Annotated in this window: 8 protein-coding genes; 7 read left to right on the forward strand and 1 reads right to left on the reverse strand. The window is 43.3% G+C overall.

Annotated elements, in window-relative coordinates:
- The first annotated feature begins 270 nt into the window (after positions 1-270).
- Complete coding sequence (locus tag B6K83_RS12010) at positions 271-615, forward strand: RidA family protein (protein ID WP_085285170.1); 345 nt, start codon at positions 271-273, stop codon at positions 613-615.
- A 23-nt stretch (positions 616-638) separates the two neighbouring features.
- Positions 639-2,144, forward strand: coding sequence for a leucyl aminopeptidase family protein (locus B6K83_RS12015; RefSeq protein ID WP_085285171.1), 1,506 nt, complete (start codon positions 639-641; stop codon positions 2,142-2,144).
- Between the two features lie 176 nt (positions 2,145-2,320).
- Here the strand turns inward: B6K83_RS12015 and B6K83_RS12020 are convergent, their stop codons facing one another.
- Positions 2,321-5,017 carry a LuxR C-terminal-related transcriptional regulator gene (locus B6K83_RS12020; protein WP_085285172.1) on the reverse strand — a complete coding sequence of 899 codons (2,697 nt, stop codon included), beginning with the start codon at positions 5,015-5,017 and terminating at the stop codon, positions 2,321-2,323.
- 244 nt (positions 5,018-5,261) lie between these two features.
- Between B6K83_RS12020 and B6K83_RS12025 the strand changes: the two genes are divergently transcribed.
- From B6K83_RS12025 to B6K83_RS12045, 5 genes are read left to right on the forward strand one after another with little or no spacing between them, the layout of a single operon-like run.
- Complete coding sequence (locus B6K83_RS12025) at positions 5,262-7,478, forward strand: TonB-dependent receptor (protein ID WP_085285173.1); 2,217 nt, start codon at positions 5,262-5,264, stop codon at positions 7,476-7,478.
- Positions 7,478-7,972 (forward strand): GAF domain-containing protein, encoded by a 495-nt coding sequence (locus B6K83_RS12030; RefSeq protein ID WP_139175568.1) that lies wholly within the window; start codon positions 7,478-7,480, stop codon positions 7,970-7,972. The genes B6K83_RS12025 and B6K83_RS12030 overlap by 1 nt, the downstream gene beginning before the upstream one ends.
- 2 nt (positions 7,973-7,974) lie before the next feature.
- Positions 7,975-10,059 carry a hydantoinase/oxoprolinase family protein gene (locus B6K83_RS12035; RefSeq protein WP_085285175.1) on the forward strand — a complete coding sequence of 695 codons (2,085 nt, stop codon included), beginning with the start codon at positions 7,975-7,977 and terminating at the stop codon, positions 10,057-10,059.
- Positions 10,056-11,717: a hydantoinase B/oxoprolinase family protein gene (locus B6K83_RS12040; protein WP_085285176.1), complete on the forward strand. Its 1,662-nt coding sequence runs from the start codon at positions 10,056-10,058 to the stop codon at positions 11,715-11,717. Before B6K83_RS12035 ends, B6K83_RS12040 begins: the two co-directional genes overlap by 4 nt.
- Positions 11,717-13,042, forward strand: a complete 1,326-nt coding sequence (locus B6K83_RS12045) for a cytosine permease (protein ID WP_085285177.1) — start codon at positions 11,717-11,719, stop codon at positions 13,040-13,042. Before B6K83_RS12040 ends, B6K83_RS12045 begins: the two co-directional genes overlap by 1 nt.
- Positions 13,043-13,385 lie beyond the last annotated feature (343 nt).

Below are 13,385 nucleotides of genomic sequence, written 5' to 3' on the forward strand. Positions count from 1 at the left end.
TGAAGTGAGTGACGACTAGCTTGCGTACCGCCATCTAACCTACTCTGCTGGGTAGGTTATTTTTTAATTTACATTGCCCTACCCTTGGTATTGCTTGTAGTAAGCCTGTGCTTTTACTAACGTTGTGGTGACATAAAATACTGTTGATTGCTACTAAAGCACAATGATATTTAATGTTTGTATACGTTTCATCAACAACTTTTATTGGCCCACTAAGCTCGCTAATGCTCACTGCTTTAGGCAATTTATTATCACTAGGAACAACTAAAAATGATTAATCGAAATAACCCCAGTAAGTATTATTCACAAAGTGTGGTACACAACGACACTGTGTATTTATCAGGTATGATTGCGGAAAATTATCAGGGTGATATGACTAGTCAGTGCCAAGAGACCTTCGCCGCAATTGATGCGGCCTTGGCTAACGCTGGCACAGACAAGTCTAAATTGTTATCACTGCAATGTTGGATAAGTGATTTTAGCTATTTTGATGATTTTAATGACGCTTATGAGCAATGGCTAGACGCAGATAGTCTCCCCGTCAGAGCCACGGCTGAATGTGCTTTGTATGATCCGCGTTTGAAAATAGAAATTATCGCCATAGCGGCACTTTGATTAGTAACTAAAGGTTGAAAGTTATGAACATTGATTTTCGTTTATTTACCATGCCAACTGAAGGTTTGTTGGTAATAGCACTGCCAGAGTCTAAGCAACTTTGTGCTATTGGCAAGCAACTTGATAGCATCATGACTGGTGCGATTGCGCGCAGTCTCGCTACAACTCGCTTTAGCGGCGCTTTTGGCGAAACAGTAGATTTGGCTTGTCCTGCGGGCGTTGGCCCAGACCACATACTATTGATTGGCCTAGGCAACGCCGCGGCTATGACTTTAAATCAATGGGAAGTTATTGGTGGTAAAGTCTGTGCTCATGCAAAAAATCCGTCACTATCTTCATTAGCGTTTTACCTCAGCGATAACACAGACACTACCGCCAGCCCTGAAGCCATACTCAGTCATGTGGCTTTCGGTGCACTGTTAAAATCCTATCGTTTTGAAAAATATCGTACAGTAAAGTCATTTCAGCTTGAACGTCTTAGCTTAATGGCGAATGACGTAAAGCCAATAGCAGCCGAGTTAACCTTTAAGCGCTTAAAAGCGATCGCCGATGCGATATTTTTAACTCGCAACTTAGTGCTTGAGCCCGCCTCGGTCATGACACCTATGGCATTGTGCTCAATGGCAGAAGCCTTAACTCAATATCAGGTGAAAACGCAAATTTTTAGTGGCGATCAAGCACTGGCTGATGATTTTCCAGCCACGCTAGCAGTTGGGCAAGGCAGTGTCGAAACCTCGGCGGTTTGTGTGATGGAATGGCGTGGTATTCACGGTGACAAAAAGCCGGTAATTGCGCTTGCAGGTAAAGGCGTAACTTTTGATGCCGGCGGCTTAACCATTAAATCAGAAAGTCAGCAACGCTTGATGAAAATGGACATGGCAGGCGCAGCAACCATTATTGCCGTGATGCAAGCGATTGCGATGTTAAAGCTTGATATCGGTATTGTCGCTGCTTTTGGCGCCGTAGAAAATATGCCCGGTAGCAATGCTTATCGCTCAGGAGATGTTATTGCGATGAAAAACCAGACCTCGGTGGAAGTGACCTTTCCAGATGCTGAGGGTCGTCTGGTTTTAGCTGACTTAAATACTTATTTATGTCGCACATATCGACCTAATTTTTTGCTTGATGTTGCGACATTGACCGCCACTGTCGTTGCTGCTTTAGGTGATGGTTGTACTGGTATGTTTAGCAACGATGACCAACTAGCCTCGGCCCTTTTGCAAGCAGCGGAGCAAGCGAATGAGCCGATGTGGCGATTACCGCAAGGTAAAACTTATTTGGCGTCATTAGACTCCCATATTGCCGATATGAAAAATATGCCAGCGCCTAATTATATCGGCGTACTAGCAGGCTCTGCATCGGTTGCTGCTTCATTTCTTGAGCACTTTTCTGAAGATTGTGCTTGGGCCCATCTCGATATGTCTGGCTCAGCTTGGCAGGTTGCTGAGAGCGATCTAGGTCCTGATGGTGCAACAGGTGCTTTGGTGCGGACATTAATCTATTGGCTGGAAAGTATGGACAATAAATAGCGGCTAAGATTAGAGCATACTCGTTGGGGTGTTGATGATGTCTGCTCGACAAAACCAACTCGCTGGCTTACGTTAGCAATAAGCTTGCTACTCGTTATTAAGCGTAAGTCAGTCTCAACCTGCGGGCTAATATACCTGTAATGATCAAAAACGCTGATCGTATTTCAATAATAAGGCTAAAGATCGTAGCCATTGCTGATGAAAAAAATGCTCGCTTTATTGCGATTACTGACATTGATCTTGGCAAAGAGGTTTTTCAAATGAAATTTAACCGTATTCTCGGATATACCTAAGTTCGCACTGATTTGTTTGTTGCTTTTTCCTTGCGTAAGTAGCGGAATAAGTTGTTGCTCTCTATGTGAAAGCCCAAATTTAGCAAAATCTGAATGGCTGTTTTTTTTAAAACCATTGATGACATCGTTAATGAAATCTAACGCAAGTTTACTTAGTAAATGACCACTATGTTTTTTAAATTTTATAAGTAAATATTCTATGCTCGCCGGCACTTCATAAAAAACCTGTTTTATTTTATATTTAGCGCAATCTTGACAAACATCCAGCAAAATATTGAATGCTTTCGGGTTACTGTCCAACGATGAATACGCGATAGCCTGAATTATTTTTGCTTTTGCAATATCAATCATTTGCTTGCTATTAGTACAAATTTTCAATAATTTTTCTGTATGAAACATGGCTTTGTTCGCGACATTGTTTTGTAAAAAATAAATGGCCTGCAGCGTATGGTATTCACCTTTGACTTGCCACAAATGCAGTTCTTCCGACCAGTATTTTTCGCGGATAATTTTATTATTTAAAGTGGCAAATAAATCCTTATGGTTAAAATGAAAGGCAACTTTCTGGGCCAGCACATCCAATAACATTTCTAGTCGCCATAACTTTCGACTACGGGCGGTTTTTTCTCCACGCGCAAGGTAGTCATAACAAGTGGCTTCGTCGTTATCTGCCAGTGCCAAATTAATCGCCAGTTTGAAGGTCACCGCATAAATATCATACCAACAATCTCGTAATTCTAACGCGATAATGCTGTGTTCTAGTAAGGCTTTTGCTTTATCCAGTTGCCCCATCTGATAATAAATATTGGCGGTTAAACACATAGCCATTGATTGCAAGCCACTATCCATACCTAAATGCTCTTCAGCTAGTTTTCTCGCATGATCAAATAGCGACAAGGCGCTTTCTAAATGCCCTCGGTAAGCCTTACTTTGGCCGTGATGTAAAGTAATGTAATTCACACCCACCCAGCAATTGGCAAGTTGCATTTCTCGGCTACAGTTAACAGCCGTTTGCTCAGCGAGTTCAAACTGGGCATATTGGTTATAAAGCAACGCCTCAAAAGCCAGTAAAGTGCCTCGACCTAAATGATCATTTAAGGCAAAGGTCTTAATGGCATTATTAATTGCTTGTAATTGATTGGTTTCAAGAATTTGATCAAGATAAATTTTAACGATAAACCTCATCACCACAAAGTCGCGAGTACTCGCGTCAGACTCATAGCCCGAGGCAATAAGATCTTGATGGATAAGTTCAGCAACTTGGTATTGCTCTTCGGCGGCAACCACTTGGCCGAGTTTTAGATAAAAATAACATTGCAGCAAACCCAAGGTCGGTGACTCAGTAATATCTTTTTTACTGAAATGGCTCAGCAAAGATTCAACATAGCCGATACCTTTAGTTAAAATCATTTGCCAACCACCCGCTTTGGTGAGCAACTGCTTCGCTAACTGAATATTTTTTGCTCTTACACACTGACTGATCGCTTCATTTAAATGTGTTTTTTCAGCAAACCAAAGCGCAGCTTTACTGCGTAGCTCATTACATTGGCTTTCACCTACTGTCATCACAAAAGTTTGTTGCAGAAAGTCGGAAAATAAATGGTGATAACGAAATGAGGTATGCTCTTGATCTAAAGAAATAATAAGTGATTGCTGCTCATTAATACCGGCAATAATCGTCGCGCCATTGTCGATTTCACACACGTAATTAGCCAGCTCAATATCGAAACGATCTAAAAAGGAGGTTTTTAGTAAAAAATTTTGCGTAGCCAGATCAAACTTTTCAAATACTTGCTCTTTCATGTAGCTGGTAAGCGTATCAATATTATTGGTTAATACTCGCGTCGGATCTGTATGGGGGTTTTGCTGATACCATAAACGCAAAAGCTGTAACGCAACCGGCCAACCTTCTGTTTGCCGATGCAATAGCGCTAACTGTTTTTCGCTGACGAACTCGCTTAATAAGTGCTGAGTTTCTGCTAAGGAAAATTTCAGTTCTTCAGCACTAAGGTTAAACAATAACCCTTGCGCATAGAGTGGGCTAAGCTCAAAACTTGGTAGTACTCGGCTGGTAATAATTAAATGTAAGTGTTTAGGGCAATAATAGAGCAGGCGGTCGATAAAAGCCGCAATAATCGGGTCAGAGATGAAATGAAAATCATCAAACAACAAATAAATCTGATGCTGACTCTTTTGAATAACATTTAAAATCTCTTGGCTGAAGCTAACAAAATCAGCCTTAGCTGAGCTATTGTTAGCGCGAGCCAATAAGCTTTTATCGGCAATATTAATAAAAACCAGCGCATGACAAAGTAAACTAAAAAACTGATTCGCTTCATTGTCGGACGCATCCAAAGCAATCCAAACGGTTTTATTTTCTTCTGCTTGGTTAAGTGATTTTATATGTTGTGCCATTAAGGTCGACTTGCCAAAACCTGCCGGACTGATAATCGTGGTCAGTGCCATATGCCGATTTGAGGACAAGCGTTCGAGTAAATCTTTACGCTCGGTTAATTTAACGCGCTGCTCGGCTATGCGAAATTTTTGCTCTAAAATAGATAGTGGTTGAAATAGCTGCAAACTGTCCCCTATTACATTCGGTAAAATCTTAATCCCATAAGCACACCTTTAAAGTATAGCTTTTATTGTTATTTAAAAGCTACCTGATCGGGTAGGTCTGTTTTTTTATTATTGCGGACCTACTCCTTGCACTAATTGAAGCTCGCATTTTTTACTCCTAGTATGGATTTGAACTAAGCAACGACCGTCGTTCAATTAATTCTGAGTATTTTGGACATTAAAAGTATCACTATCGGGGAAAGGTATGACAATTATAAAAAAGCATCATAGTAAAATATCATTATGTGCAGTCGCGGTAGCCAGTGCATTGACAATGCCGACAGCTATGGCCGCCGACAACGACACTACCGTGGCAAACAACAGCAAGCAAGTGAAAGAAATTGAAGTGATCCAAGTCACTTCACGACTGCGCAAAGAAAGTATTCAAAATGTGCCTATTGCCATAACCGCCTTCTCAGAACAAGAAATAGAAGATATGGGCATTGAAAGAGCAGGTGACTTTATCGCTCTGACCCCAAATATGACCATGGTAGAAGCACAAAATGCTGGCACTAGCTTTATTACTATCCGTGGTTTATCACAAGTAAGAAATGGTGAGTCGCCTGTTGCCGTTTCCGTTGATGGTGTACTGCAAATTAGCCCGAATCAATTTAACCAAGATCTTTTTGATATTGCGCAAATTGAAGTATTGAAAGGCCCTCAAGGCGCGCTTTACGGTCGTAATGCCATTGGTGGTGCAATCAATATCACCACTAAAATGCCAACCGAAGAAACCTCGGGTTACCTTGAAACCGATATCGGTAATGGTGGCTTAAAGTCACTGACCGGCGCAGTCAGTGGTCAGTTATTTGACAACTTTCTTTACCGTGTTACCGCTTCACATAAAGAATTTGATGGTTTGATTGATAATGTTTACTTAAATACCGAAGTCGACTTTCAAAAAGACTCGAATGTCCGCAGTCGCTTTATCTGGCAAATCTCTGATGACTTTACCGCTGATCTTAGGTTATCTAAAGGTAAATCAGAAGCAGGGGCATTAAATTACGTTTATCAACCACTGTTTGGCATTAATGATGCGAATGATGCCAGTGTCGAAATTGAAGCGAATAACTTGGGTTACAACGAACGCGATATCTCATCAATCGCCTTAAAGCTAGACTGGCAGTTAGACTTAGGCCTGTTATCATTTATCACCGCTAAAGATACCCTAGAAGAAGTTTATGGTGGTGATCAGTTCCCGTATTCTCGCGCTATTTCGGCTAATTCGCCGTTTGGTGAAAATGCTTTCGATGGCACTCAAACTCAATACCTCGACGTAGACGCCAGCAGTTATGAGATACGTTTAACCTCAGCGGATGATCAAGACTTGCGCTGGATTGCTGGTGCATATCATTTAACAACCGACCGCTTTATTTCCTCAAGTACCGGCTTAGATTTAGGCTTAGGTTTACCGGTAATTTACCGAGATCCTACTGTCGCCAATGATATCAGCCCAACACAAACATTTGCCGCTGATGATAACGCCAATAACGCTTACGCGGTATTTGCGCAATTTAACTACAATTTTGCAGCAAGCCAAGAGTTAACAGTCGCCGCTCGTTATGATGTTGACAAGCGTGAACAAACTAACCGCGCACCGCTAAGTTTTGATAGCGACTCGGGGCAAGTGCGCAGCGAGGAGTTTAAAAAATTCCAGCCTAAAGTTTCCTACTCCTACACAGGTTTAGATAACATCTCACTTTATGCCACCTATTCTCAAGGCTTCCGCAGTGGTGGCTTTAATCAAAATGGTGTTGCTGCACTGGCAAGTACCATTGGTGTACAAGGGGTAACTGACTTATATAAAGCAGAAGAAACCACTAATATCGAAGCCGGTATTAAAGCGCTTTACCCCAAAGAAGCCACACGTTTTAACGCCGCGGTTTTTAATACCAAGATTGATAATCAACATTACTTTTTATTCGTAGGAGCCTTGGGTGCTCAGGTGCTAGCGAACATTGATGAAGTGAATTTGATTGGTGGCGAGTTTGATTTTAAAACCTCGTTAGCATCCAACTTTGATGTTTATGGTGGTGTGGGTATCACCGACAGTGAAATAAAAAGCTTTTCATTAGCCCCTTCAGACAACGGCAATAAGGCTCCTTATGTACCTGATTACACCGTCAATCTTGGTCTGCAATATAGTACAGAAATCATTGCTGGCTGGTTGACTATGGTCACCCTTGATGCCGAGCGCCGAGGCCAACAATATTGGGATACCGAAAATAGTACCGCGCGAAAAGCGCTTAATCTAGTCAACAGTCGCATTGGTTTTAATAGTGACGATGGCCAGTGGAGCGTTAACTTATGGGCGAAAAACATTTTTGACAAGAAATATAACGCGGAATGGGTATTAGGTGGATTTGCGCAAACTGCGACCCCAAGAAGCTTTGGTATTGAACTGCGTTGGACCATGGAATAATGATGAATTTAGCTATCAATGAAGCTGCTTTAGCCACGGCGCTAAAGCAGGGCAACACAAAAGCATATTTTATCGCCTTACAAGAAGAGTTAAGTCGACATTTTACCATCAAGTTACTGACCTTTAGCGAAGTGGATATGACGGCATTAAAAGCCAAAAGGCTTTACAGCTCGAATGAAGGTAGCTACAGCATTGGCGGCTTAAAGCCAATTGAGCAAAATGCTTGGACCGCGCGTGTTATTGAGCAACAACAAGTTTTTGTTGCTCACCAACACAGCGAGCTCGCGAAAGTCTTTTTTGACCATGCCTTAATTGCCGAGCTTGGCTTAGGCTCGGTAATTAACTGGCCGGTGGTCATGCACTCAAAGGTGATAGGAACGGTGAATATGCTCGCAGAAGATGGTGCTTATTTACACTCTGACTTACAGCCTTTAGAGCAATTATTGCCTTGGCTTGCCATCGCTTTTTTATCCAATTCGACCTGTAAGGAATAACCATGACTGAAAGAATATTTGTCGCCACCGATGTCGGTGGAACCTTTACTGATTTAGTCTGTTTTAGCGAAGATTCAGCCACCGGTATTCAACAGCTAAAAACCGCTAAAAGTGATACCACGCCGCCCAACTTTGAGCAAGGTGTGCTAAATGTTTTAGAGAAGGCAAACGTCAACGCTGAAGATATTGACTTAATGGCTCATGGTACGACGGTAGTGATCAATGCCCTAACTGAACGTAAAGGCGCGGTGACGGCACTGATCACCACACAAGGCTTTAGAGACATTCTCGAAATCGGACGAGGTGACCGCCCAGACTTTTTCAACTTGAGTTATCAAAAGCCGGAGCCTTATGTACCACGTTTTCTACGCTTTCAAATCCAAGAGCGTATCTCATATCAAGGCAATGTTGAGCAGCCATTGAACTTAGCGGCCTTACCGGACATTTTACAAAAAATGCGACAAGAGGGTGTTGAAGCTATCGCGATTTGCTTATTAAATGCTTATATCAACCCTTGCCATGAAAAGGCCATTGCCGAGGCGATTTTGGCACAAGCGCCAGAATTTGAAGTTATTTGCTCGCATCAAGTGTCGCGTGAATGGCGTGAATATGAACGGACTAGCACCGCGGTATTATCGGCCTATGTTCAACCGATCGCCTCGCGTTATTTGGAAAAGCTAAATCAAGGGTTGCTTGACCGTAACTTTGCTGGTCAACTTTATGTGATGCAGTCAAACTGTGGCGTTGACACCTTAAATTCAGCCAAGCAAGTACCGATTACTATGGTTGAATCGGGTCCTGCCAGTGGTTTTTGGGGCGCGGCGGCCTTAGGAAAAATCATCGGGGAAAATAATATTATTGCCCTTGATATTGGTGGCACCACGGCAAAATGTACCTTAATTAATGATGGCGAAGTGCCGATTGGCTCTGATTATTATATCGAGCGTAGCCAAACCAGTTCGGGTTACCCGATTATGGTACCTGTGGTGGATTTAGTCGAAATAGGTAATGGTGGCGGCTCTATCGCTTGGGTCGATGAGTTTAGTAAATTACATGTTGGACCACAAAGTGCGGCTGCCTCACCAGGACCTGTCGCCTATGGGCGTGGCGGTGATCAAATCACCACCACAGATGCCAATTTAGCCTTAGGCCGGATCAATCCAGAATATTTTTGTGGTGGTGAAATCAAAGCAGATATGGCCTCGGTCAATAGCTCACTCGACGCGTTAGCAGCGCAACTACAACTCTCTGCGGGCGAGGTCGCCAGTGGTATTGTGCGTATCGCCAACAATAATATGGTTAATGCCCTAAAATTGGTTTCGATCAACAAAGGTCATGACCCGCGCGACTTTACCATGGTGGCTTTTGGTGGTGGTGGCGGCATGCATGCCTGCGCGCTTGCCGCAGAGTTGGGCATCAAAAAAGTCATTATCCCTGCAACCGCATCGGTGTTTTCTGCTTGGGGTATGATGATGTCAGATATTCGCCGTGACCGTATCATGACCTATTTACGTCCTTGGCATGGCGAGCACATTGCCTCTATCAATGAGCAAATCAGTCAGTTACATCTGGAACTCAAGGACTCTTTTATCAGTGAAGCCTTGCCTGAAGAAAAAACCAGCTATCAAGTTTTCGGCCGATTCCGTTACTTAAATCAAGAGCATTCCATCGAAGTGCCCCTGCCGTTATCGGTGCAATTAGCTGATTTAGCGCCAGTAAAAGAGCTATTCCAAGCTATGTATGAAAAAGAATACACTTATCGCTTGGATACTGCAGTTGAATTGGTTGGTTTACATTTGGTCGGACAAGCGGATATCGGCAAAATTAAACTCGCCGAAAAACAGAAAACCGGCCGCTTGACAAACGAAACCATTAAAGGCGAACGTGTCGTCGACTACGCATTAGAGGGTCAGCATAAAGCCGTCATCTATAACGGTGATCTCTTTGAGCCACAAATGGCGTTTAACGGTCCCGCGGTGATAGAGCAAACCGGTACCACCATTGTGATCCATCCGGAGCAGTCCGTATACATTGATGAGTATGCCAACATTATCATCAGCATTAATAACACTGGAGGTTCGAAATGAGCACACAAGATCCAATCACCTATGAAATAATTCAAAACTCATTACGGGCAATCAGTGACGAAATGTTTTCCACCATTGGCAAAACAGCAATGAGCCCAATTATTTATGAAGTACTGGATATGGCCACCGCCATCGTCACGCCCAATGCCGAATTAGCTAGTGCCGGCTCAGGAATTCCTGCATTTGTCGGTGCCTTAGATAAATCAGTCGCCAAAATTATTGAATTACATGGCGTCGAAAACATTCATGATGGCGATATCTTTATCACCAACGACCCTTATTATGGCGGCGTGACACATTTAAATGATGTGGTGCTGCTTAAACCGGTTTTTTATCAAGAACAAATCATTGCGTGGACGGTCAATATCGCGCACTGGAACGATGTTTCTGGCAAGTCGCCCGGCTCAATGTCGGTTGATGCTACTGAAATATTCCAAGAAGGTATTAGAATTCCTGCGGTACGCATTTTTGCGGATGATCAGCCAATTTCTGGCGTTTTCGACATCGTGGTATGTAATTCCAGAATGCCGGAATTTTTAAAAGGGGATATGTGGGCGCAAATTGCCGCATTAAGATTAGGCGCAAAACGCATTATCGAGCTGGCCGACAAATACGGCGTTGAGGTCTATTTATCCGCCGTTGACAACTACCTAGCGTTTGGCGAGAAAATGGCACGAGCAACTATCAGTAAGCTGCCTGACGGTCACTACACAATTCAAGAGCTGCTAGATGATGGTACCAAGCTCAATATCGAGTTGGATATTGTCAACGATGAAATTATTGTCGACTTAACCAAGGCACCAGCGCAAAGCAGCGGTCCCAATAACCTCTCCCGAGATGGTACCTTGCTGGCTTGCCAGCTCACCTTAATGGGCTTGATTGGCGATCGCAATATGGCCAATGGTGGTTGTTTTAGGGTCATGAAAGTACTCACGGAGGAAGGCAATCTTTACCATGCGAAAGCACCGGCGGCTTGCGGCGTTTATTTTGAAACCTTGATCCGATTAAGCGACTTACTGTGGCGCTGTCTCGCTGAGCAGGTAACTGACCAATTACCCGCAGGTAGCTTTTCTTCGATTTGTGCCACCATTATGGGTGGGACCCATCCCGATACCAATAATCATTATTCTATTGTCGAACCAGAAATTGGTGGCTGGGGCGCGGGCAAAGGCTTCGATGGTGTTAATGCTATGTTCAGTCCCATGCATGGTGATACTTTTAACTGTCCAGCAGAAATTGCCGAAGCGCGCTATGGCGTGACTGTCGGACAATTAGCATTGAATGATGAAGATGGCGGTGCCGGGCAATTTCGTGGTGGCAAGGGCATAGTGCTTGATTATATCATTCGCAATGATAACAGCTTTCTAACCTGCGCTTATAGTCGTGCCAAAGTTCCGCCATGGGGTCTTAAAGACGGTGAAGCTGGTACCTTCAATCGCATTGAGGTGTTGCGTACTGACGGCAGTACTGAGCGTCATGCAATGGCCACCGAAGTAAAGACCAATACCGGTGATATAGTGCGGGTGATCACGGCTAATGGCGGCGGTTTTGGTGACCCTAAGCAACGCGACCCTAAGGCAATAGCCGATGATCTTAAAAACGGCTATGTCTCGCTTGACTATGCAAAATCGGTTTATAACTATCATGGAGAAGGCTAATGCCTTCCCCTTCAAATGACTATAGCCTACAGCGGGTACCTGATAGCCAAACCGTATCATCAGGGCATATTGCCCTTGTGATCATTGGTGGCACTATTGGTATTCCGGCATTTTTAATGGCGGCACAAATTGGCAGTGGTTTAGGCTTTATTGCCGCGACCACGGCCTTCATCTGCGGGGCATTAATTCTTGGATCCATGAATGCTTGTACGAGCTGGGTGGGCAGTGTGACTCGGCTATCGGCTTCAAAACTTATTGAAAATGCTTTTGGCATGCAAGGCTCTAAGTTTATTAATGCCATGGTCGCCTTTACTTTAGCGGGCTGGTACGGCGTGATCTGTAAAATGTTCGGTGATGCCGCCAATACCGTGCTCTCGTCGTTAGGTGTTCACCTTCCGCACGCGCTCTACTTGATTGTTGGCAGTATTTTAATGCTCTGGGTTTCACTTAAAGGCTTTAAAGGCATTGATAAGCTGGCCTTGTGGTTGGTGCCTTTGATGGTGATTTTTATAATGACCGCCGCATATAAGGCATTAGAGTCACCCGATGCTGAGCTACTTTGGCAAGTGAAAAGTGAGCTATCTTTTACTTCTGCTATCTCTGCTGTTGTTGGCGCCTATATTGCCGGCGTTGTCATTCAACCCGATTATAGCCGTTTTGCCAAAAGCCCAAAAGGCGCTTCTCTAGCCGCCGGCCTAGCATTGGTTATTGCTTTTCCCTTAGTGCTGACCTTAACCAGTATTCCTGCGATTATTAGTCAACAGTCTGACTTAATTTTAGTGATGGTTGGTATTGGTATTGGCGCGCCAGCATTCTTTTTATTATTGCTGTCTTCTTGGTCCTCTAATGTCCTGACCTTGTATTCATCAAGTTTGTCGATAAATACCATTTTTCCTACGTTTTCATTGCGAAACATCACGCTATTTATCGGCATTTTGGGCACCGCCATTGCCTTTACCGATGTGCAAAGCTATTTTATTGAGTTCCTTATTTTACTCGGAATAGCGATTCCACCAGTGGGGGCGATTTACTGCCTTAACTTCTGGTTCAATAGCAAAAGGACTAGCGAGCATGATAAGATAAAAAACAATCACTGGTCAGCAATTTATGCCTGGCTTTCTGGCTGTATCATAGGATGGCTGAGTTCTAACGACTACTTTTCAATCACGCAAGTTGCCAGCTTGGATTCGATTTTACTTTCTTCAACCATCTACTTTGCCTTGCGCAAGCGTTGTCTGCACTTTCCACGTAAACTGATTAAACAGGACACTTTAATAGTGGAAAACAACCCAATTAATGAGCTGTTAAATGACAAAAAAGAATAAAAAATCTTAGACGACTGAGTTAAAGAAAAAGCTGTAGCATTATTAGCCGCGCAACGCTACAGCGTCCCTGAGGCTGCGACACCTTTAGGGATTACCGATAAATTACGTTATAACTGGAAAGCCAATTTTGAAGGTGAGCCTAAGGTGTCACTTTGAATGAAGGTGAGCCTAAAAGGCTAAGAAAAGAAGCCAAATAACTGAAGGAGGAGAAAGAGATCTTAAAAAAGGCTAATGTCGGTTCAACGTGACAAAAGCCTTGCCTAGCTAACCGAGTTAACCTGAACTTTTGAATATATTCAGTTTATTTCACAATAAGTTAGCAACTAGGTTAACGCGAGCTTTC

It is taken from the genome of Colwellia chukchiensis, from assembly GCF_002104455.1.
Taxonomy (GTDB): Bacteria; Pseudomonadota; Gammaproteobacteria; order Enterobacterales; family Alteromonadaceae; genus Cognaticolwellia; species Cognaticolwellia chukchiensis.

Bases quoted from the DNA above. Each gene is read 5' to 3' on its own strand.
- B6K83_RS12010 (WP_085285170.1), top strand. From the start codon at position 271: ATGATTAATCGAAATAACCCCAGTAAGTATTATTCACAAAGTGTGGTA.
- B6K83_RS12015 (WP_085285171.1), top strand. From the start codon at position 639: ATGAACATTGATTTTCGTTTATTTACCATGCCAACTGAAGGTTTGTTG.
- B6K83_RS12025 (WP_085285173.1), top strand. From the start codon at position 5,262: ATGACAATTATAAAAAAGCATCATAGTAAAATATCATTATGTGCAGTC.
- B6K83_RS12030 (WP_139175568.1), top strand. From the start codon at position 7,478: ATGATGAATTTAGCTATCAATGAAGCTGCTTTAGCCACGGCGCTAAAG.
- B6K83_RS12035 (WP_085285175.1), top strand. From the start codon at position 7,975: ATGACTGAAAGAATATTTGTCGCCACCGATGTCGGTGGAACCTTTACT.
- B6K83_RS12040 (WP_085285176.1), top strand. From the start codon at position 10,056: ATGAGCACACAAGATCCAATCACCTATGAAATAATTCAAAACTCATTA.
- B6K83_RS12045 (WP_085285177.1), top strand. From the start codon at position 11,717: ATGCCTTCCCCTTCAAATGACTATAGCCTACAGCGGGTACCTGATAGC.